This window comes from Streptomyces venetus, from assembly GCF_039540295.1.
Lineage (GTDB): Bacteria > Actinomycetota > Actinomycetes > Streptomycetales > Streptomycetaceae > Streptomyces > Streptomyces venetus.
The window spans coordinates 24,752-44,944 of sequence record NZ_BAABET010000016.1; the positions used below are offsets into that span (position 1 = coordinate 24,752).

The 20,193-nt window shown below is 72.5% G+C and carries 19 protein-coding genes; 13 read left to right on the forward strand and 6 right to left on the reverse strand.

What is annotated here, in order from left to right; all coding sequences use genetic code 11:
• The first annotated feature begins 98 nt into the window (after positions 1-98).
• The 7 genes from ald (at position 99) to ABEA82_RS36830 (ending at position 7,984) form a co-directional block, all read left to right on the forward strand.
• Positions 99-1,223 (forward strand): alanine dehydrogenase, encoded by a 1,125-nt coding sequence (ald, locus tag ABEA82_RS36800; protein WP_345666111.1) that lies wholly within the window; start codon positions 99-101, stop codon positions 1,221-1,223.
• A gap of 423 nt (positions 1,224-1,646) precedes the next feature.
• On the forward strand, positions 1,647-2,774 hold the full coding sequence (locus ABEA82_RS36805; protein ID WP_345666112.1) for a ParA family protein: 1,128 nt from the start codon (positions 1,647-1,649) through the stop codon (positions 2,772-2,774).
• Complete coding sequence (locus tag ABEA82_RS36810; RefSeq protein ID WP_345666113.1) at positions 2,759-3,349, forward strand: hypothetical protein; 591 nt, start codon at positions 2,759-2,761, stop codon at positions 3,347-3,349. Before ABEA82_RS36805 ends, ABEA82_RS36810 begins: the two co-directional genes overlap by 16 nt.
• A 753-nt stretch (positions 3,350-4,102) precedes the next feature.
• A complete protein-coding gene (locus ABEA82_RS36815) occupies positions 4,103-5,080 on the forward strand; it encodes a segregation and condensation protein A (RefSeq protein WP_425588590.1) in 978 nt (325 codons plus the stop codon).
• Positions 5,077-5,763 (forward strand): SMC-Scp complex subunit ScpB, encoded by a 687-nt coding sequence (gene scpB, locus ABEA82_RS36820; protein ID WP_345666114.1) that lies wholly within the window; start codon positions 5,077-5,079, stop codon positions 5,761-5,763. The genes ABEA82_RS36815 and scpB overlap by 4 nt, the downstream gene beginning before the upstream one ends.
• Positions 5,763-6,881, forward strand: a complete 1,119-nt coding sequence (locus ABEA82_RS36825) for a pseudouridine synthase (RefSeq protein ID WP_345666115.1) — start codon at positions 5,763-5,765, stop codon at positions 6,879-6,881. Before scpB ends, ABEA82_RS36825 begins: the two co-directional genes overlap by 1 nt.
• An 83-nt stretch (positions 6,882-6,964) precedes the next feature.
• Positions 6,965-7,984, forward strand: coding sequence for an ADP-ribosylglycohydrolase family protein (locus tag ABEA82_RS36830; protein WP_345666116.1), 1,020 nt, complete (start codon positions 6,965-6,967; stop codon positions 7,982-7,984).
• Here ABEA82_RS36830 and ABEA82_RS36835 read toward each other — a convergent pair whose 3' ends face one another.
• Complete coding sequence (locus ABEA82_RS36835; RefSeq protein ID WP_345666117.1) at positions 7,985-8,677, reverse strand: nucleotidyltransferase domain-containing protein; 693 nt, start codon at positions 8,675-8,677, stop codon at positions 7,985-7,987. It abuts the gene before it with no gap.
• 22 nt (positions 8,678-8,699) lie between these two features.
• A complete protein-coding gene (locus tag ABEA82_RS36840) occupies positions 8,700-9,140 on the reverse strand; it encodes a Rieske (2Fe-2S) protein (RefSeq protein WP_345666118.1) in 441 nt (146 codons plus the stop codon).
• A gap of 180 nt (positions 9,141-9,320) precedes the next feature.
• On the opposite strand from ABEA82_RS36840, the gene aroH reads away from it, so the two are divergent.
• The 5 genes from aroH to der all read left to right on the forward strand — a co-directional run bounded on the left by aroH (position 9,321) and on the right by der (position 13,782).
• Positions 9,321-9,683, forward strand: a complete 363-nt coding sequence (gene aroH / locus ABEA82_RS36845; RefSeq protein WP_345666119.1) for a chorismate mutase — start codon at positions 9,321-9,323, stop codon at positions 9,681-9,683.
• Positions 9,680-10,765, forward strand: coding sequence for a prephenate dehydrogenase (locus ABEA82_RS36850; RefSeq protein WP_345666120.1), 1,086 nt, complete (start codon positions 9,680-9,682; stop codon positions 10,763-10,765). Before aroH ends, ABEA82_RS36850 begins: the two co-directional genes overlap by 4 nt.
• Positions 10,766-10,900: 135 nt before the next feature.
• Positions 10,901-11,563: a (d)CMP kinase gene (gene cmk / locus ABEA82_RS36855; protein WP_423659245.1), complete on the forward strand. Its 663-nt coding sequence runs from the start codon at positions 10,901-10,903 to the stop codon at positions 11,561-11,563.
• A complete protein-coding gene (locus ABEA82_RS36860; RefSeq protein WP_345666122.1) occupies positions 11,560-12,207 on the forward strand; it encodes a lysophospholipid acyltransferase family protein in 648 nt (215 codons plus the stop codon). Before cmk ends, ABEA82_RS36860 begins: the two co-directional genes overlap by 4 nt.
• Before the next feature lie 78 nt (positions 12,208-12,285).
• On the forward strand, positions 12,286-13,782 hold the full coding sequence (gene der, locus ABEA82_RS36865; RefSeq protein WP_345666123.1) for a ribosome biogenesis GTPase Der: 1,497 nt from the start codon (positions 12,286-12,288) through the stop codon (positions 13,780-13,782).
• A gap of 71 nt (positions 13,783-13,853) precedes the next feature.
• Here der and ABEA82_RS36870 read toward each other — a convergent pair whose 3' ends face one another.
• Together ABEA82_RS36870 and ABEA82_RS36875 are read right to left on the reverse strand one after the other, a co-directional pair.
• Positions 13,854-14,291, reverse strand: a complete 438-nt coding sequence (locus tag ABEA82_RS36870) for a hypothetical protein (RefSeq protein WP_345666124.1) — start codon at positions 14,289-14,291, stop codon at positions 13,854-13,856.
• 85 nt (positions 14,292-14,376) lie between these two features.
• The gene (locus tag ABEA82_RS36875) at positions 14,377-15,162 is read right to left on the reverse strand and encodes a hypothetical protein (RefSeq protein ID WP_345666125.1); all 786 of its coding nucleotides are present in this window, start codon (positions 15,160-15,162) and stop codon (positions 14,377-14,379) included.
• 545 nt (positions 15,163-15,707) lie between these two features.
• On the opposite strand from ABEA82_RS36875, the gene ABEA82_RS36880 reads away from it, so the two are divergent.
• Positions 15,708-16,346, forward strand: coding sequence for a transglycosylase family protein (locus ABEA82_RS36880; RefSeq protein WP_345666126.1), 639 nt, complete (start codon positions 15,708-15,710; stop codon positions 16,344-16,346).
• A 69-nt stretch (positions 16,347-16,415) separates the two neighbouring features.
• Here ABEA82_RS36880 and ABEA82_RS36885 read toward each other — a convergent pair whose 3' ends face one another.
• Both ABEA82_RS36885 and ABEA82_RS36890 read right to left on the reverse strand, forming a co-directional pair.
• A complete protein-coding gene (locus ABEA82_RS36885) occupies positions 16,416-17,057 on the reverse strand; it encodes an ATP-binding cassette domain-containing protein (protein ID WP_345666127.1) in 642 nt (213 codons plus the stop codon).
• A 304-nt stretch (positions 17,058-17,361) separates the two neighbouring features.
• Positions 17,362-20,184: a branched-chain amino acid ABC transporter permease/ATP-binding protein gene (locus ABEA82_RS36890; protein ID WP_345666128.1), complete on the reverse strand. Its 2,823-nt coding sequence runs from the start codon at positions 20,182-20,184 to the stop codon at positions 17,362-17,364.
• Positions 20,185-20,193 lie beyond the last annotated feature (9 nt).

Genomic DNA, 20,193 nt, shown 5'->3' on the forward strand with positions numbered 1-20,193 from the left:
ACTGGCTCCGCCGCACGTTCTCCTGCGGTCTCTCCCGGTGTGCCCGTGCGTGCCCGGGTATGCCTAGTAATGCCCCCATACCCTCTGAGCCAAGGACCGTGATCGACGTGAAGGTCGGCATCCCCCGCGAGGTCAAGAACAACGAGTTCCGGGTGGCCATCACCCCCGCCGGCGTGCACGAGCTGGTGCGTCATGGCCACCAGGTCGTCATCGAGCGCGGCGCCGGTGTCGGCTCCTCGATCGTGGACGAGGAGTACGTCGCAGCCGGTGCCCGGATCCTGGACACCGCCGACGAGGTGTGGGCCACCGCCGACCTGCTGCTGAAGGTCAAGGAGCCCATCGCCGAGGAGTACCACCGCCTCCGCAAGGACCAGACGCTCTTCACCTACCTGCACCTCGCGGCATCCAAGGAGTGCACGGACGCCCTCCTGGAGTCCGGCACCACGGCGATCGCCTACGAGACGGTCGAGCTGCCCGGCCGCGCGCTGCCGCTGCTCGCCCCGATGTCCGAGGTCGCGGGCCGGCTGGCCCCGCAGGTCGGCGCCTACCACCTGATGCGCGCCAACGGCGGCCGCGGTGTGCTGCCCGGCGGCGTCCCCGGCGTCCTGGCCGGGCGGGCCGTCGTCATCGGCGGCGGTGTCTCCGGCTGGCAGGCGGCGCAGATCGCGATCGGCCTGGGCTTCCACGTGACCCTGCTCGACAAGGACGTCAACAAGCTCCGCGAGGCGGACAAGATCTTCGGCACGAAGATCCAGACCGTCGTCTCCAACACCCTGGAGCTGGAGAAGGCCTGCCTGGAGGCCGACCTCGTCATCGGCGCGGTGCTGATCCCCGGCGCCAAGGCCCCGAAGCTGGTCACCAACGAGCTGGTCTCGCGGATGAAGCCCGGAAGTGTCCTTGTCGACATCGCGATCGATCAGGGCGGCTGCTTCGAGGACTCCCGTCCGACCACTCACGCCGAGCCGACCTTCCAGGTCCACAACTCGATCTTCTACTGCGTCGCCAACATGCCCGGCGCCGTGCCCAACACCTCCACCTACGCGCTGACCAACGCCACGCTGCCCTACATCGTCGAGCTGGCCAACCACGGCTGGGCGGGCGCGCTGCGCCGCGACCCGGCGCTGGCCAAGGGCCTCAACACCCATGACGGCAAGGTCGTTTACCGGGAGGTCGCCGAGGCGCACGGCGCGGAGCACGTGGAGCTGTCCTCGCTGCTCGGCTGAGCCCACGCCGCCTTCCGTGGGCCGGTAAGTCAACCAAGTCACCAACCGGTAAAGGCGATACGTCAACACAGGTCGTCAATGCCGCGCACCCGGCCGGACCTTGCCCGCAAGGTCCGGCCGGATGTGTGTATGGTCACTTCGCGGTTCTCGAGCAACTCGCCTCGAACGTAACCCTTCAACCGATTCGCACACCGGTGAAACCTGCCGTGCGACGGCCGTACGCCCTTGACAGCGGGATGTTTCATTGCCGACACATCGGGCCGGGTCCGGCGGATTGTGTTGCTGCGGACGCCCGACACGCCATAGAGTCGCCAACCGTCGGCATGGTGCCACGCTGACCTGTCTAGAAGTTTCCTGGTCACCAAGGAGGTAAGACGACTTGTGAATGAGTCGACATTTACTCCCGGGGGTGGTCAACCAGGAATGCCTGCACGGGACCAGGGTCCCGCGGGGTTCGCTGCTGTCGGCTCCGTCGCTGTGCGCACCTTCTCAGCCCACCAGAGTCAGCAGGCGACTCACACTGCACACCAGAAGATGGATGGCCATCACGTGAACGCCATGGCCGGCGACGGAAGTGGCGCGCCCCACAACCACTTCGCCGACTACGACGAACTGCCCGAGGGGCACTTCTACGACCCCGACGCGGAGTACGAGCCCGACCCCGAGTACGCGGCCACTCTCGCGCCCGACGCGGCCAGACAGCGCCGGGAGCGTATCGGTCCGACCGGGCGTCCGCTGCCGTACTTCCCGATCCCGGGCCCGCTGGGCGACCACGGACCCGCGAAGATCATCGCGATGTGCAACCAGAAGGGCGGCGTCGGCAAGACGACGTCGACCATCAACCTGGGTGCCGCGCTCGCGGAGTACGGACGCCGGGTCCTGCTCGTGGACTTCGACCCACAGGGCGCGCTGTCGGTCGGACTCGGCGTCAACCCGATGGAACTCGACCTCACCGTCTACAACCTGCTCATGGAGCGGGGCATGGCGGCCGACGAGGTGCTGCTGAAGACGGCGGTCCCCAACATGGACCTGCTGCCCAGCAACATCGACCTGTCCGCGGCCGAGGTCCAGCTCGTCTCCGAGGTCGCCCGCGAGTCGACGCTCCAGCGCGCCCTGAAGCCGCTGCTCGACGACTACGACTTCATCGTCATCGACTGCCAGCCCTCGCTCGGCCTGCTCACGGTCAACGCCCTGACGGCCGCGCACAAGGTGATCGTGCCGCTGGAGTGCGAGTTCTTCGCGCTGCGTGGTGTGGCCCTGCTGACGGAGACCATCGAGAAGGTCCAGGAACGGCTCAACCCCGAGCTGGAACTCGACGGGATCCTGGCCACGATGTACGACTCGCGCACGGTGCACAGCCGTGAGGTGCTCGCGCGGGTCGTCGAGGCGTTCGACGACCACGTCTACCACACGGTCATCGGGCGCACGGTCCGCTTCCCGGAGACCACGGTCGCCGGTGAACCGATCACCACGTACGCCTCCAACTCCGTCGGCGCCGCCGCCTATCGCCAGCTCGCCAGGGAGGTGCTCGCCCGGTGTCACGCCGAGTGAGTCTGCCGGGGGCCGACGAACTCTTCCGTACGACAGGGGGGATGGGGCTGCAGTCGTCCACGCCCAGGCGCCAGGCCAACGGCGACGCCAGGGTGCCCGCTCCGGCGGGGGAGGGCGACGCGGCGGCGGCAGCGGCCTCGGAGGACGCGCCGCAGTCGGTGCCGGCGCAGGGCGGCGACGGCGAGGGCGCGGAGCATGTCGCGGCGGACACGGACCCGGCCGAGGCCGGGGAGTCCCGCAGCCGGGGCGCGGAGCGCTCCGGCTCCGCCCGTCGGCAGGCGGCGCAGGAAGGTTCTGCCGCCGGTGCTGCCGGTGCCGCCGCGGCGCCGCGCAAGCGCGGGAGGTCGGCCTCGCGCCGTCCCAGCGGCCGTGAGCGGCACGACGAGAAGATCACGGTCTATGTGTCGGCCGAGGAGCTGATGGACCTGGAGCACGCCCGTCTCGTGCTCCGCGGTGAGCACGGCCTGGCCGTCGACCGCGGTCGCATCGTCCGCGAGGCGGTCGCCGTGGTCCTCGCCGACCTGGAGACCCGCGGAGACGCCAGCATCCTCGTACGACGGCTGCGCGGGCGGTAGCGATAGCCTGCGGGGGCCATGACCTCGAACGCCTCCCCACCACCCACCGGCCAGTCCGGCCGCAGGCGTGCGCTCGGGCGGGGACCGGGGGTTGCACGAGCCGAATCGGCTGCGGACCCGGCGGCGGCTGAGCCCACCTGGCCCGCGTCGCCGGAGGCGGCGCCGGTGGCTTCGCCGGTCGAGTCGGGCGCGCCGATCGCGCCGGTCGAGTCGGATGAGTCGGCCGCGTCGGGTGAGCGGGCCGAGCCGGTCTTGCCGATGGAACCGGGCGGGTCGGCTGAGTCGGGCGAGCGGGTCGAGTTGGCTGAGCCGGGCGAGCCGATGGCGCCGGTGGAACGGGATGAGCGGGCCGAGCTGGTCGAGTCGGTTTCGTCGGTGGGGCCGGCTGTGTCGGCCGGGCTGGGCGAGCGGGTTGAATCGGCCGAGCGGGCCGAGCGGGCCGAGCCGGTCTTGCCGGTGGAACCGGGCGGGCCGGCTGAGTCGGGCGAGCGGGTCGAGTTGGCCGAGCCGGTCTTGCCGGTGGAACCGGATGAGCGGGCCGAGTTGGTCGAGTCGGGTTCGTCGGTGGGACCGGCTGTGTCGACCGAGTTGGGCGAGCTGGCCGAGCCGGTCTTGCCGGTGGAGCCTGCTGCGTTGGCCGAGTCAGGCGAGCGGGTCGAGTTGGCCGAGCTGGGCGAGCCGGTGGCGCCGGTGGAACCGGACGAGCCGGACGAGCCGGGCGAGCCGGGCGAGCCGGACGAGTCGGTCTCGTCGGTGGAAGCGGCTGTGGCCGTCGAGTCGGTGGCGGCGGTCGGACCGGGTGGGTCGCCCGTGGCGGCGGTGGCCGGTTCGGCCGGGGCCGTCGGCCCGGCAGCTGAGTCGCGGGGTGTCGTCCGGGCGCCGACCGGTGACGGCAACGGCGATGGTGAAGGCGCCGACGGCGACGGAGTCTTCAAGGTCCGGCTCGCCAATTTCGAAGGCCCCTTCGACCTGCTGCTCCAGCTGATCTCCCGGCACAAGCTGGACGTCACCGAGGTCGCGCTGTCCAAGGTGACCGACGAGTTCATGGCGTACATCCGGGCGATGGGGCCGGACTGGGACCTGGACGAGACGACCGAGTTCCTCGTCGTCGCGGCCACCCTGCTGGATCTGAAGGCCGCCCGGTTGCTGCCCGCCGCCGAGGTGGAGGACGAGGCCGACCTCGCGCTGCTCGAGGCCCGGGACCTGCTGTTCGCCCGGCTGCTCCAGTACCGGGCCTACAAGCAGATCGCCGACATCTTCAACGGGCGCCTCGACGACGAGGCCCGGCGCTACCCCCGTACCGTCGGGCTCGAACCCCAGCACGCCGAGCTGCTGCCCGAGGTCGTCATCAGCATCGGCGCCGAGGGGTTCGCCAAGCTCGCCGTGAAGGCGATGCAGCCCAGGCCCAAGCCGCAGGTGTACGTCGACCACATCCACGCCCCGCTGGTCAGCGTGCAGGAGCAGGCCGGGATCGTCATCGCCCGGCTCAGGGAGCTCGGCGAGGCCAGCTTCCGGGCCCTCGTCGAGGACACCGACGACACCCTGACCGTCGTCGCCCGCTTCCTCGCCCTGCTGGAGCTGTACCGCGAGAAGGCCGTGGCGCTGGAGCAGGAGGCCGCGCTCGGGGAACTGCTCGTGCGCTGGACCGGCGGGGACGGTGACGAGACCCCGACCGTCACGGACGAGTTCGACCGGCCCCCCGAGCCGCCGAAGGAGGAGAAGACGGAGTGAGTGAGGAAACCAGGGAGCTTCCGGCCGGCCTGCGCACCGTCGCCGACCTCGACCTCAAGCCCGCTCTGGAGGCGGTCCTCATGGTCGTGGACGAACCCGCGACCGAGGAACACCTCGCGAAGATCCTCGACCGGCCGCGCCGGCAGATCGCGGACGCCCTGCGCGAGCTGGCCGACGAGTACACCGTCCAGAGACGCGGCTTCGAGCTGCGGTTCGTCGCGAACGGCTGGCGGTTCTACACCCGCGCCGAGTTCGCGCCCGCCGTCGAGCGCTTCGTGCTGGACGGCCAGCAGGCCCGCCTCACCCAGGCCGCACTGGAGACCCTGGCCGTCGTCGCCTACCGGCAGCCGGTCAGCCGCAGCCGGGTCTCAGCGGTCCGCGGAGTGAACTGCGACGGCGTCATGCGCACCCTCCTCCAGCGCGGCCTGACAGAGGAGGCGGGCACGGAACCCGAAACAGGTGCGATCCTGTACAGGACGACGAACTACTTCCTGGAGCGGATGGGCCTGCGCGGTCTGGACGAGCTCCCGGAGCTCGCGCCCTTCCTCCCCGAGGCGGAGGCGATCGAGGCCGAGACCCAGGAGGGCGTACCGTCGTTCGACCCGGACGCGCCTGATGACGACGTGCCGGGCCGCCCGGGGAACCCGGGGACCCACGACGAAGACGACCAGACGGAACTTTGATGCGAAGCAGCAGCGGCAGGAACAGCAGCGGAAACAACGGCGGGAGCCGTGGTGGCAACAGCGGCGGCCGCGGCGGGAGTGGTGGTGGTCGCGGCAACTTCCGCGGCGCCGGCAACAACCGCGACGACAAGCAGGGCAGCGGCCGTCCGAAGAAGCCGCGCCCGGAGGAGCGGCGCTACGACGTGGGCCCCGGGGCGACGAAGGACGGCCCCAAGGCCGGACGTGGCGGTGCCGCGCGCGGCGGCGCCAAGGGCGGCCCCAAGCAGCCCCAGAGGCAGGGACGTACGACCCCGGCCCGCCCGCGTGAGTACGAGGCGCAGGTCGAGGAGCGCAACCGCGACCGGTACGCAGGGAAGAAGGAGGTCAAGCTCCCGAAGACCTTCCCCGGCGCCGAGCAGGAGGGCGAGCGGCTCCAGAAGGTCCTCGCGCGCGCGGGCTTCGGCTCCCGGCGTGCCTGCGAGGAGCTGATCGAGGAGGCCCGGGTCGAGATCAACGGCGAGATCGTCCTGGAGCAGGGACGGCGCGTCGACCCGGAGAAGGACGAGATCAAGGTCGACGGCCTGACCGTCGCCACGCAGAGCTACCAGTTCTTCTCGCTGAACAAGCCCGCCGGTGTCGTGTCGACGATGGAGGACCCGGAGGGCCGGCAGTGCCTCGGTGACTACGTCACCAACCGCGAGACCCGGCTCTTCCACGTCGGCCGGCTCGACACCGAGACCGAGGGCGTGATCCTGCTCACCAACCACGGCGAGCTGGCCCACCGGCTGACCCACCCGAAGTACGGCGTGAAGAAGACCTACCTCGCGCACATCGTCGGCCCCATCCCGCGCGACCTGGGCAAGCAGCTCAAGGACGGCATCCAGTTGGAGGACGGCTACGCCCGCGCTGACCACTTCCGGGTCGTCCAGCAGACCGGCAAGAACTACCTCGTCGAGGTCACCCTGCACGAGGGACGCAAGCACATCGTGCGCCGGATGCTCGCGGAGGCCGGCTTCCCGGTCGACAAGCTGGTCCGGGTCGCCTTCGGGCCGATCACCCTGGGCGACCAGAAGTCGGGCTGGCTGCGACGGCTGTCCAACACCGAGGTGGGCATGCTGATGCAGGAAGTCGACCTCTAGGCGTCACGCCGGTACGCCGGTACGCCGAGGGCCGTGAGCTCCCCGCACCCCTCAGGGGTGCGGGGAACGGAAGGACGCCTGACATGGCCACGCTCGTCCACAAGCAAGCCGCCACGGGAGCGCTCACGGGCCTCGCGCTGGGGGACGCGTTGGGGTACCCGACCGAGTTCGACAGTGTGTCGTCGATCCTGGCCAAGCACGGGGACTGGCGGCAGCTCGCGCTGCCGACGCCGGCGATCGTCAGTGACGACACGCAGATGACGCTGGCCCTCGGGCAAGGGGTGCGGACGGCGATGGACCGCGGCCTGCTCACACCCAAGCGGATGGAACGGCCGGTGCGCGAGGAGTTCGTCGACTGGTACCAGTCGCCGCAGAACAACCGGGCTCCCGGCCGCACCTGTCTCAAGGCCTGCTCGATACTGAAGGACGAGGCCCGCCCCTGGCAGGACGCCAGCCAGATCCACTCCAAGGGCTGCGGCGCCAACATGCGCGTCGCACCCCTGGGCCTGATCCAGGGCCTGAGTGACGAACAGCGCGCGGGCGCCGCCCAGTTGCAGTCCGGCCTCACCCACGGGCACCCCACCGCGCTCGCCGCGTCCGACCTCACCGCGCACGCCGTACGGCTGCTCGCGCAGGGCGCCGAACCGGCCGGTCTGGTCGGGCTGCTGCGCTCGTACGCCCGGGAGAACCGCAGCCACTACCACGAGCGCTGGCTGGGCGATCTGTGGCGCCGGGCCCAGGACCCGGGCCCCGAGCAGTTCATCGCGCGCGGCTGGGACGAGTGCCTGGCGATCCTCGACCGGCTGGAGCACGCCCTGCGCACCGTCTCGCCCGAGACGGACCCGTGCCTGGCCACGGGGGAGGGCTGGATCGCCGAGGAGGCCCTGGCGACCGGGCTGCTGTGTTTCCTGCTCTTCGCCGACGAGCCGGTGACGGCCCTGCGGCGCGCCGCCTGCACGGCCGGTGACTCGGACTCGATCGCCTGTCTGACGGGCGCGTTCGTCGGCGCGTACCTGGGCGCGGAGGCCTGGCCGACCGAGTGGGCCGACCGGGTCGAGTACCGGACCGACCTGCTGACCCTCGGGGCGCTCTGGGACGCCTGATCAGGCGACCGGCCGGAGGGCCGAGGCGCGGCGGGCGCGGGTGAGGAAGTCCTCCACGCGCCGCCGGTCCGGTTCGGCCGGCAGGGGGCTGTGGCGGGCGGTCCGCTCGGTCTCCCGCTCCAGGCGTGTCATCCAGGAGCCGATCTCGGACCAGGCCACCTCGCCCCGCTTCACCGCGAGCAGCGGCTCGCGGTGGACGCCGACGTCGACCGCGAGCGTGCCCGTGCGCAACAGGTCGCGGGCGCTGATCAGCAGGCGCAGGAGATGCATCGCGTGCTTCCAGCGCGGGGCGCCGTGGATGCGGACGTCGGCCTCCAGCTTGCGGCGCTGCCCATGGGCGTACCGGGTGAACGTCTCCTGGACCCGCCGGGAGAGGAACGCCGCACGCAGGGCGAGCAGCTCGCGGCCGGTGTCGTCGGCGTACTCCACCAGCGGGGAGTGCAGGCACTCCAGGATGTTCGGGTTGGCGCGCAGGGCCAGTTCGCAGAAGCGCTCCAGCTCCCAGCTGAACTGTTCCTCGGCCGGGCCCTCGACGTGCGTCGGCGGCTTGTCGAAGCGCCAGAACAGCGGCGTGGGAGCCAGGAACACGCCACGGCGGTCGGTGTCACTGCCCTCGGTCGCCAGGCCGAAGGCGCGCGAGCCCATCACACAGGCGTAGATCGTGTGGTCGCGCACCAGGGTCTCGGGCTGCATGACCGGGAGCGTACGCGGACGCTCACGTCAGGCGAATCGAGTTTCCCTCCACCGTGATCTGCTCGGCGGGCAGCGGCTGGGTCGCCGGACCATGGGCCACCGAACCGTCGGCGACACGGAACCTGCTGCCGTGACAGGGACAGTCGATCGTGCCGTCGGAGACGGACCCCACCGTGCAGTGCTGGTGGGTGCAGATCGCCGAGAAGGCCTTGAAACTGCCCTGCTCCGGCTGGGTCACCACGACCTTCTGGTCCTTGAAGATCTTGCCGCCGCCGACCGGGATCTCGTCGGTGGTGGCCAGCTCCTGACCGCCCGGGGCGTTCGTCGCCCCCGGGTCGGTGGGGGAGCTCGTCGACGTGGAGCCGCTGTCGCCGCCGCCTCCGCCGCAGGCCGCGACGAACGCCGCCGCGCCCGTCGCGCCCGTCGCGAGGAGAACCGTGCGGCGCGTGGTCTCGTGGGTCATGTCGTCACTCCGAAGACGCCGAAGAGGGGGTGAACCGGAAATTTCCGCATCACGGTTCGAAAATACCCAAGGTGTGGCGATTCCGGTGTCTCATCGGGTGGGCGTCGTGCATCCCGGCCGCACGGGCTGACTAGGCTGGACGGTCGTAGAGCGACACACACGTGAGCAAGGAGCATCGCCGTGGCGGTACGAGCGGTCCGGGGCGCCGTCCAACTCGAACGGGACGAGGCCGGGCACATGGACGAGCAGGTCGGAGCCCTGCTCACAGCCATCCTGGAGCGCAACGACCTCACCGCCGACGACCTGATCAGCATCTGGTTCACGGCCACGCCCGACCTGCACAGCGACTTCCCGGCGGCGGCCGCGCGCAAGCTCGGCATCGTCGACGTCCCGCTGATCTGCGCTCAGGAACTGGACATCGAGGGTGCCATGCCCCGTGTCGTCCGCGTCCTCGCGCACATCGAGTCGGACCGGCCCCGCGCCGACATCGCCCACGTCTACCTCGGCTCCGCCGCGGCCCTGCGCAAGGACATCGCCCAGTGAGGACCGCACTCGTCATCGGCACCGGGCTCATCGGCACGTCCGCGGCGCTCGCCCTGTCCCAGCGGGGTGTCACCGTGCACCTCGCCGACCACGACCCCGAGCAGGCCCGTACGGCGGCAGCCCTCGGCGCCGGCACCGACGAGGCGCCGGACGGGCCCGTCGACCTCGCGATCGTCGCCGCCCCGCCCGCGCACGTGGCGGACGTGCTCGCCGACGTCATGAGCCGCGGTGCGGCGCGCGGCTACCTCGACGTCGCCAGCGTCAAGGGCGGGCCGCGCCGCGAGTTGGAGGATCGCGGCCTCGACCTCGCGGCGTACATCGGTACGCACCCCATGTCGGGCCGCGAGAAGTCCGGTCCGCTCGCGGCGACCGGCGATCTCTTCGAGGGCCGCCCCTGGGTGCTCACCCCGACCCGGGACACCGACACCGAGGTGCTGAACCTCGCCCTGGAGCTGGTCTCGCACTGCCGTGCCGTGCCGGTCGTGATGGACGCCGACGCCCACGACCGTGCCGTGGCCCTTGTCTCCCACATGCCCCACCTGGTCTCCAGCCTGGTCGCCGCGCGCCTGGAACACGCGGAGGAGGCCGCCGTACGGCTGTGCGGACAGGGCATCCGGGACGTGACCCGGATCGCCGCCTCCGACCCCCGGATGTGGATCGACATCCTCTCCGCGAACCCCGGGCCGGTCGCCGACCTGCTCACGGACGTCGCCGCCGACCTGGAGGAGACCGTGCGGGCCCTGCGCGCCCTGGAGTCCTCCGACGAGCACAAGCGCGGCGCGGGCACCACCGGCATCGAGGACGTCCTGCGGCGCGGCAACGCCGGCCAGGTCCGCGTCCCCGGCAAGCACGGGTCGGCGCCGCGGGCCTACGAGGTCGTCGCCGTCCTGATCGACGACCAGCCGGGACAGCTGGCCCGGATCTTCGCGGACGCCGGGATGGCCGGGGTCAACATCGAGGACGTGCGGATCGAGCACGCGACGGGGCAGCAGGCCGGCCTGGTCCAGTTGATGGTGGAGCCGAAGGCGGCCCCCGTCCTGACCGCCGCGCTGCGCGAGCGGGGCTGGGCGATCCGGCAGTAACGCCTGCCGAGTGCGGCCGGCCGACGCGCGGCCGGACGAGTGACGCGAACCCAGTAACCTTGTGCGGGGCAGTCGCGCCCTCACCCCCGCCGACCCGGTTTCAGGAAGGTCCCCACAGTGGAAAGCGCCACGCCAGTGATTGTCGCCATCGACGGCCCGTCCGGCACGGGCAAGTCGAGCACCTCGAAGGCCGTGGCGGCGCAGCTCGGGCTGAGCTACCTGGACACCGGCGCCCAGTACCGGGCGATCACCTGGTGGATGGTGAGCAACGGCATCGACATCGACGACCCGGCCGCGATCGCCGCCGCGGCCGGCAAGCCCGAGATCGTCTCCGGCACCGACCCGCAGGCCCCCACCATCGCCGTCGACGGCGTCGACGTGGCCGGCCCGATCCGCACCCAGGAGGTCACCTCCAAGGTCAGCGCGGTCAGCGCGGTGCCCGAGGTGCGCGCCCGGATCACCGAGCTACAGCGCACGATCGCCGCCTCCGCGGAGCAGGGCATCGTGGTCGAGGGCCGTGACATCGGCACGACGGTGCTGCCGGACGCCGACCTGAAGATCTTCCTCACCGCCTCCCCGGAGGCGCGTGCCGCCCGCCGCAGCGGCGAGCTGAAGGGCTCCGACGTCCACACCACCCGCGAGGCCCTGATCAAGCGGGACGCGGCCGACTCCAGCCGCAAGACCTCGCCGCTCGCCAAGGCGGGCGACGCGGTCGAGGTGGACACCACCGAGCTCACGCTGGCCCAGGTCATCGAGTGTGTCGTCACCCTCGTCGAGGAGAAGCGGGCCGGGAAGTGACCGAGGTGCCTTCGGCGCGCAGCGCCGACGTCGGGCGGCGTATCGGCGTCGGCCTGATGTACGGGCTGTGGAATCCGCGCGTGCTCGGCGCCTGGAAGGTGCCCACGCACGGCCCGGTGATCCTCGCGGTCAACCACTCCCACAACATCGACGGCCCGATGGTCATGGGCGTGGCGCCCCGGCCGACGCACTTCCTGATCAAGAAGGAGGCGTTCGTCGGCCCCCTCGACCCGTTCCTGACCGGCATCGGCCAGCTGAAGGTGGACCGCGACACCACCGACCGCACGGCGATCACCCGTGCGCTCGGCGTCCTGGAGAACGGCGGCGTGCTGGGCATCTTCCCCGAGGGCACCCGGGGCGAGGGCGACTTCGCCTCGCTGCGCGCCGGGCTCGCGTACTTCGCGGTGCGCAGCGGCGCCCCGATCGTGCCGGTCGCCGTGCTGGGAAGTTCCGACAGACCCGGTCGGTTGATAAAGGGGCTGCCCCCGCTGCGGTCCCGGGTGGACGTCGTCTTCGGCGAGCCCTTCGAGGCGGGAGACGGCAGCGGGCGGCGGACACGCACGGCGCTGGACGAGGCGACGGGGCGCATACAGAAGCAGCTCGCCGCCCACCTGGAAAACGCACGGCGCTTCACCGGGCGCTAGGCAACACTGAGTAGTGGATCACCCCGGAACCACGGGTACTCCACCGACCACCACGATGAACTACGAGGTACGGACTTCATGAACGACCACATCCAGCCCGAGGGCTCGGACGCCTCCGCGGGCGCGCACGAGCACGACCACGGGGCGCTCGGCGACGCCGAGTACGCGGAGTTCATGGAGCTCGCCGTGGAGGAGGGCTTCGACCTCGCGGACGTCGAGGGCGCGATCGAGGAGGCCGGGCACGGCCCGCTGCCCGTCCTCGCCGTCGTCGGCCGCCCCAATGTCGGCAAGTCGACTCTGGTGAACCGCATCATCGGGCGCCGCGAGGCCGTCGTCGAGGACAAGCCCGGTGTCACCCGGGACCGTGTGACGTACGAGGCCGAGTGGGCGGGCCGCCGCTTCAAGGTCGTCGACACCGGCGGCTGGGAGCAGGACGTCCTCGGCATCGACGCCTCCGTCGCCGCCCAGGCCGAGTACGCCATCGACGCCGCGGACGCGGTCGTCTTCGTCGTCGACGCCAAGGTCGGCGCCACCGACACCGACGAGGCCGTCGTACGGCTGCTGCGCAAGGCCGGCAAGCCGGTCGTGCTGTGCGCCAACAAGGTGGACGGCCCGAGCGGCGAGGCCGACGCCGCCTACCTGTGGTCCCTGGGGCTGGGGGAGCCGTACCCGGTCTCGGCACTGCACGGCCGCGGCACCGGCGACATGCTCGACCAGGTCCTGGAGGTGCTGCCGGAGGCGCCGCGCGAGACGTTCGGCGGGGCCGGCATCGGCGGCCCCCGGCGCATCGCCCTGATCGGCCGCCCGAACGTGGGCAAGTCCTCGCTCCTGAACAAGGTCGCGAACGAGGAGCGCGTCGTCGTCAACGAGTTGGCGGGCACCACCCGTGACCCGGTCGACGAGCTGATCGAACTCGGCGGCGTCACCTGGAAGTTCGTCGACACGGCCGGCATCCGCAAGCGCGTCCACCTCCAGCAGGGCGCCGACTACTACGCCTCGCTGCGTACGGCGGCCGCCGTGGAGAAGGCGGAGGTGGCGGTCATCCTGATCGACGCGTCCGAGTCGATCTCCGTGCAGGACCAGCGGATCGTCACCATGGCCGTCGAGGCGGGCCGCGCGATCGTCATCGCGTACAACAAGTGGGACACCCTCGACGAGGAGCGCCGCTACTACCTGGAGCGGGAGATCGAGACGGAGCTCGGCCAGGTGGCGTGGGCACCGCGGGTGAACGTCTCGGCGCGCACCGGGCGGCACATGGAGAAGCTGGTCCCGGCGATCGAGACGGCTCTGGCGGGCTGGGAGACCCGGGTCCCGACCGGCAGGCTGAACGCCTTCCTCGGTGAGCTGGTCGCCGCCCACCCGCACCCGGTCCGGGGCGGCAAGCAGCCGCGCATCCTGTTCGGCACGCAGGCGGGCACCAAGCCGCCGCGGTTCGTGCTGTTCGCCTCCGGCTTCATCGAGGCGGGCTACCGGCGCTTCATCGAGCGCCGCCTGCGCGAGGAGTTCGGCTTCGAGGGCACGCCGATCCACATCTCGGTGCGGGTGCGCGAGAAGCGCGGCGCCAAGAAGAAGTAGCGGGAAGCAGCGCGAGGACAGCGGAAGGGCGGCCCCCGACGGGGGCCGCCCTTCCGCTGTCCGGTGCTCGCTCAGACGTCGCCGCGTCGTCCCGGCGGGAGGGCGGCGGGCACGTGGTGCATCCCCGTGCCGTGCGGGCCGACGGTCCCGACGCGCTGCCAGTGCGTTGGCTGCTGGCCGGCGGCGTGGCGGGCGCTCTGGGCTCCCGCGCTGTACGCACTGTACGAGCCGCTGTGCGCGTGGCTGTACCAGCCCGTGCCGTAGGAACCCGTGGTGTAGGAGCCCGTGGCGTACGAGCCAGTGCCGTGCGGGATGTTCCCGAAGGCGGTGAAGCCCAGCTTCTCCTCGCCACTGCGGTCGCCGGGCAGTGCGCGGAAGGACTTGACGTACTCGGCGTAGAGCGCGTCGTAGATCGGCGTGGCCGATGGGCCGCCCTGGGTGTCCTGAGCCGATCGCGCGGAGGGGATCGACGAGAAGGACTGGCGGCGGGGAACGTCGTATGCGTGCACGTATGTCCAAACGACCCCGCGGGGCAAGGGATGCGGCCCGGGTACCGCTTTCGCCGGGATGCGGACCGCGTGGGTGATCCGCCGCTCAGGTGCCGGCCAGCGGCAGCGCCGCGGCGACCAGCCTTCCGTTCGCCGCCGCCTTGTCCAGCGCGTCCCGCAGCAGGTCCTCGCGCGGCTGGCGGCCGATGGAGCCGACGGGCGCGGCGAACATCAGCACCTGCTGGTGCTTGTTGGCGGCCGCGCGCCAGCCCTCGGTGACCTGGAGCGGCTGGTGCGCCTGCCACCAGGCGACCGGCCGGCCGCCGTTCTGACCCGGCTGGAGCACCGCGTGCAGCTGGCCCACGGCGAGCAGCACGGACCAGCCGTGCAGCACGGGCGGTACGGCGGACAGCTCGGCCAGGGGCATGAAGCCCTGCTCCACGAGGAGCGGCAGGAACTCGTCGCCGCCGTCGCCGGTCGTCCCGGGCCGGGCGATGGGCACGGTCGGCTCCACCACGAGGGCCGGGTGCAACTCCCCGCCGATCAGGACGAGTCCGCTGGTCACGCCGAGCACCGCCTGCTCGGGCGCTGCCTGGTCGGGCTCCAGGTCGACGGTGTCGCCGGTGATGGACTTCACGGCGCCCCGCAGCTGCTCCTCGGTGACCTGCACGACCTGGGAGGGCAGGCAGCCGGAGTGGGCGAAGGCGAGGACGGCGGTCTCGTCCCCGATGAAGAGGACGGTGCTGGTGCGCTCCTGCTCGGAGTCGCCCGGAGTGCGGCAGGACGTGCAGTCGTAACTGCCCGGGGCGGTCTCTCCGGCGAGCAGGCGGTCGGCTTCTTCGTCGCCGATCTCGGCGCGTACCTCGTCGCTGACGTCGAGCATGCGCGGCACGGGTGACTCCCTCGGGGATGCGGTGCGTGGCGGGGCCGGGTGGCTCCCGGCCCGTGGTCCGGGTCGGCCCCGGCTCATGAAGAAGACAACGGGCGATCTGTGGCGGGAGTCACGCCTTACGGCGAACGGAATCGAACCATCCAGCGCACAGGGTCACGCTCGGCACGGAATCGGGCACTCACGGTCAAGTCCCTGATTTGTAAAGGGTGTTGGAATGGTGAAGTGGGTCACAGGCCGTCGGGTGGGTTGGTCGACAAATCCGGAAATCCACGAATGAAGTGGGTGTCCGGAAATTGCCGTTACCAGAGGTATCGATGAACTGGCCTGCCCTGACAGGGGACTGGTTGCTGTCGGGCCGTCACCTTCCATACATTCCTCCGCCGTGTGCATCGAGCACCGCTCGGGTACGTCCGCCGGCCGCACGGTTCTCCGGAACCGCGCACAGCACCACACCTGCGGACGGGGCGAGCGCGGCCCACGCGCCCCATGGCGCGGAGGGCGGCGTCCCGCCTTGGGGGACCTCGAGTGCTTCGAGAGGGAACTACATGTCCGAATGTGCCGACACCACTCGCGACAACGCTCGGAAGAACCAGGTTCGTACGACGGCGGTCCTCGCCGGGGCGGCACTGCTCGCGCCCCTCGGACTGCTGGCCGCGACCGGAAACGCCGCGGCGGCTGACAGCGGAGTGTGGGACCGCATCGCCCAGTGCGAGAGCGGCGGCAACTGGCACATCAACACCGGCAACGGCTACTACGGCGGACTCCAGTTCGCCGCTTCCACCTGGAGCGCCTACGGCGGCACCGCCTACGCGGCCACCGCCGACCAGGCGAGCAAGTCCCAGCAGATCGCCGTCGCCACCAAGGTCCAGCGCGCCCAGGGGTGGGGCGCCTGGCCCGTCTGCTCGGCACGCGCCGGGGCGAGCGGCGGCGCACCCGCGGCTTCCGCCGACCCGGTCACCACCACGAAGTCCGCACCGGCGAAGCCCTCGAAGGCACCGGCGCGCCCCACGGGACACGCCGACCGCAGCTCCTCACGCGGTGACTACACCGTCCGCCAGGGCGACACGCTGAGCGGTATCGCCGCCCGGCACGGGACCACCTGGCAGCGCGTCTACACCGCCAACAAGGCCGCCATCGGCGGCGATCCCGACGTGATCGTGCCCGGCCTGAGCCTCGAACTCTGACCGCTGCCCCCTCGCCGGGACACGGGCCCCGTCCGGTCGGCCGACCGGACGGGGCCTCGGCATCTCGGCTCAGTGCCTGAGCTCGCTCGTCTCCCCGGCGAACACGACGGTCCCGCGGCGCAGTTCCCAGACGAGCGCGTGCCGGTCGCGCAGGACGGGCGGCAGCCGTTGCTCGGCGATCACCACGCAGGCGTCGAGCGCGCCCAGCAGCTCGTACGTGCGGGCCGCGACCGAGGGGGACATGCCCTGGACGGGCTCGTCGACGAGGACCACGCGCGCGCGTGCCAGCAGGGCCCTGGAGAGGGCGAGCATGCGCTGCTCCCCGCCGGAGAGGGTCCCGGCGCGCCGCTCCAGCAGGGGCCCCAGCTGCGGGTAGGCGTCGAGTGCCGGGGCGTGGTCCGGGGCGGCGAGGCCGAGGTTCTCGCGCACGGTGAGCGAGCCGAACACGGCCTGCCGCTCCGGCACCAGGCACATCCCGCGCCGGGCCCGCTCGTACGCCGGTACGCGGGTCACGTCGGCGCCGTCCCAGACCACGGCCCCGCCCGACAGGGGCACGGCACCCGCGAGTGCGCGCAGGGCGGTACTGCGGCCGGAGCCGTTGCGGCCCAGCAGCACGGTGAGGCCCGGGCCGGAAGCGGCGAGGGTGATGCCGTGCAGGGCCTCCAGGGGGCCGTAGCGCACGCGCGCGTGGCGCAGGGAGACGGTGGTCATCGGACGCCCCCGGTTTCCGGGACGCCCCCGGCTTCATGGACGCTCCCGGCTTCATGGACGCCGAGGGCGCCCATCGAGTGGCCTTCCGCTCGCGCGGTGTGCCGGGGGCACATGGGGCGGCCGCCTGTTTCGGGGGTGTGCGGGGTGCACGTCCGACGGCCCCCTGTGCCTGCGGTGTGCGGGGTGCGTGTCGCGGGGTGGCCTGTTCCCGTGGTGTGCGGGGCGCACGTCCCACGGGCCCCTGTGCCTGCGATGTGTGGGGTGCACGTCGGACCGTCCCCTGTTCCCGCGGCGTCCAGTGTGCTCATCGGCCGTCCTCCGTCTCCAGGACCTCCAGGACCCGCTCGGGCGGTCCCGAGGCCACGATCCGTCCCGCGGTCATGACATGCACGACGTCGGCGAGGCCCGCGACCAGGTCCAGGTCGTGCTCGACGACGAGGAGGGCCGTGCCGTCGGCGGCCAGGGCCTTCAACACCCGGGCCAGGGCGGCCACTTCGGCTGTGTCGAGCCCGGCGGCGGGCTCGTCCAGCAGCAGCACCCGTGGGCCGCCCGCGAGGACCCGGGCCAGTTCGACGCGGCGCAGCGTCCCCGTGGGGAGCCCGGCGGCGGGCAGCGCCCGTACCGGCCCGTCCAGCCCGAGCAGCCTGAGCGTCCGCTCCACGGCCCCGGCATCGCTCGACCGGCCCTGCTCGGCACCCACCCGGACGTTCTCGGCCACGGTCAGCGACGGGAAGACGGCCAGTTCCTGGAAGGTCCGCGCGATCCCCAGCCGGGTGCGGGCGTGGGCGGGCAGCGCGGTGATGTCCCGCCCACCGAGGCGCACCGACCCGCGGGCGGGCCGCAGCGTCCCGGCCAGACAGTGGAACAGGGTGCTCTTCCCGGCCCCGTTGGGTCCGACGATCGCGGCGATCCGCCCGGGGGAGAGGACCAGGTCGACTCCGTCGAGGGCGATGAAGCCGCCGTAGTGGACGTGCAGGTGACGGGCGGTGAGGACGGGGAGAGCGGGGGGCGCGGGCGAGCCGCGGCGGGCGGGGCCGTCCCCGGCGGCGCCCGGTGGCCCCGGGGGCAGGCGCTCCGTCGTCCCCGGCGGCTCCCGGTCCGCGGGCGCGGGAGCCGCTCGCCGTCCGTCCGCGCCGGAGGCGCGCGCCGTCGCGCCGCTTTCGCCGTCGCCGGCACCGCGTCCGCCCGCCACCCCCGTGCCCCTGCCCTCCGCCGCCACGCGGGTCGGCGTCGCCCCTCTGGGCACCGGCGCTGTCCGGGGTGTTCGCCCTCCCGCCGGGCGCAGCAGCCCGCGCGCCCGGGAGCCCGCCGGTGTCAGGGCCGGGGCGCGGTACAGCCGCAGGCGCTCCGTCGCCGTGCGCAGGGCGTCGTACGGGCCGCCGGGGAAACGCCCCACGAGGACCGCCAGGACGCCGATCAGGGCCGCCGCCACACCACCGCGCGTGCCCGCGTCCAGGCCGACCAGGAGGGCCGCGGCGGCGAGCGCGCCGAGGGTGCTGTCGGCGCCCAGCACCACGACCGCGGCGAACCACAGCAGGCCGCGCACCGGGTCGAACGCGGCGGGGTCGAAGGCGCGCAGGCCCATACCGAGCATGCCGCCGCCCAGTGCGGCGAGTGCGGCGCCCGCGACGAAGGCGAGCAGCTTGAGCGAAGGCACCTGGACGCCCGCCGCCCGCGCCCCCGCCTCGTGGTCCCGCATGGCCGCGAGGGCCCGGCCCGTACGGCCCCGGCGCAGGGCGTGTGCCGCCAGCAGCGCGACCGCCAGCAGAAGCAGCTCCAGGACGTAGTACGCGCGGTCCCCGTCGAAACCCGCCGGGCGGCCCAGCGACAGGCCCGCGGTGGCGTACGGCTGGTCGAAGACGAAGCGGCTCACCCCCACGCCGACCGCGAACGTCGCCAGTGCCAGTGCCAGCCCCCGGCGGCCGATCGCCGGCCAGCCGGTGAGCAGGCCGAGCGGTGCCACCAGGACGACCGACAGCGCGAGCGCCGGCAGCTCCGGCATGTCCGGCAGGCCGGGGAAACGGCCGGCCGCCAGCAGCGCGGTGAACAGGGCGCCCAGCCCCGCGTACGCCGCCTGCCCCAGCGAGATCTGGCCGCCGCGGCCGGTGACCACCACCAGGGACAGCAGGATCACGGCCAGCGCCGGCACCTGGATCGACGTGTGCAGGTCCTGGCCCGCCAGGCCCAGCGGCAGCAGGAACAGCACACCCGCCACGATCCACGCGCCCGGCGGTGTCGGCACCCGGGCGGTGGCCGTACGCGGCAGCGCGTCCCGCGTGCCCACCCCCGGCAGCACCAGGGCCGCCACCAGCAGGGCGACGACGAAGAGGTTCGTCCCGGCCGCCTGGAGCAGCGACTCGCCCCACCCGGACGGGTGCAGCCGCGTCAGCTGGCTCTGCGCCACCCCGAGGCCCAGCGCCACCATCACCGCGACCCACAGGCTCCGCATCCGCGCGGCCACCGCGACCGCCACGACCTCCATCACGAGCAGCGGCAGCCCGTACGGGTCGAGCCGCACGTACGGAGCCAGCAACACGCCCGTCAGGCCCGCCGTGAACGAACCGAACGCCCAGCCCGCCGCCGCGACCCGGTCCGCGTCGATGCCGCCCAGCACCGCGAGCCGCCGGTCGTCGACCACGGCGCGCAGCTCCCGCCCGAAGCGGGTCAGGCGCACGACCGCCGAGACCCCGGCGGCCAGCACCAGCACCACCGCCAGCTGCCCCCACGGCTCGTCCGGCACCAGCTCCGGCGCGTCGTCCCGCGCCCCCTGACCCCACAGCAGCGCCGCCCCGCCCACCAGCAGGACGAACACCCCGATGGACGCCACCAGGGTCTGCGCGGGGTCCCCACCGAGGACCGCGAGCGGCCGGAACACGAACCGTTCCAGGACGACACCCAGCCCCGGCGCCAGGACCAGCAGCGTCACCGCGGCCCCCAGCCACAACGGCCAGCCCCACTCGACCACGCACTGCCGCAGCCCGTACGCGCACACCATCGCGATCGCCCCGTGCGCGAAGTTCAGCACGCCGGTCGCGCGGTACGTCACGATCAGGCCGATCCCGGTCAGCGCCGCCGCACTCCCGACCGACAGGCCGGCCAGGGTGAGGTCGTAGGTCAGCGAGGACATCGGCCGGTC

What these genes read in the sequence shown, in the direction of transcription:
- ABEA82_RS36805 (WP_345666112.1), top strand. Translation starts at nt 1,647, where the DNA reads ATGCCTGCACGGGACCAGGGTCCCGCGGGGTTCGCTGCTGTCGGCTCC.
- ABEA82_RS36825 (WP_345666115.1), top strand. Translation starts at nt 5,763, where the DNA reads ATGCGAAGCAGCAGCGGCAGGAACAGCAGCGGAAACAACGGCGGGAGC.
- ABEA82_RS36830 (WP_345666116.1), top strand. Translation starts at nt 6,965, where the DNA reads ATGGCCACGCTCGTCCACAAGCAAGCCGCCACGGGAGCGCTCACGGGC.
- ABEA82_RS36835 (WP_345666117.1), bottom strand. Translation starts at nt 8,677, where the DNA reads ATGCAGCCCGAGACCCTGGTGCGCGACCACACGATCTACGCCTGTGTG.
- ABEA82_RS36840 (WP_345666118.1), bottom strand. Translation starts at nt 9,140, where the DNA reads ATGACCCACGAGACCACGCGCCGCACGGTTCTCCTCGCGACGGGCGCG.
- der (WP_345666123.1), top strand. Translation starts at nt 12,286, where the DNA reads ATGAACGACCACATCCAGCCCGAGGGCTCGGACGCCTCCGCGGGCGCG.
- ABEA82_RS36880 (WP_345666126.1), top strand. Translation starts at nt 15,708, where the DNA reads ATGTCCGAATGTGCCGACACCACTCGCGACAACGCTCGGAAGAACCAG.
- ABEA82_RS36885 (WP_345666127.1), bottom strand. Translation starts at nt 17,057, where the DNA reads ATGACCACCGTCTCCCTGCGCCACGCGCGCGTGCGCTACGGCCCCCTG.
- ABEA82_RS36890 (WP_345666128.1), bottom strand. Translation starts at nt 20,184, where the DNA reads ATGTCCTCGCTGACCTACGACCTCACCCTGGCCGGCCTGTCGGTCGGG.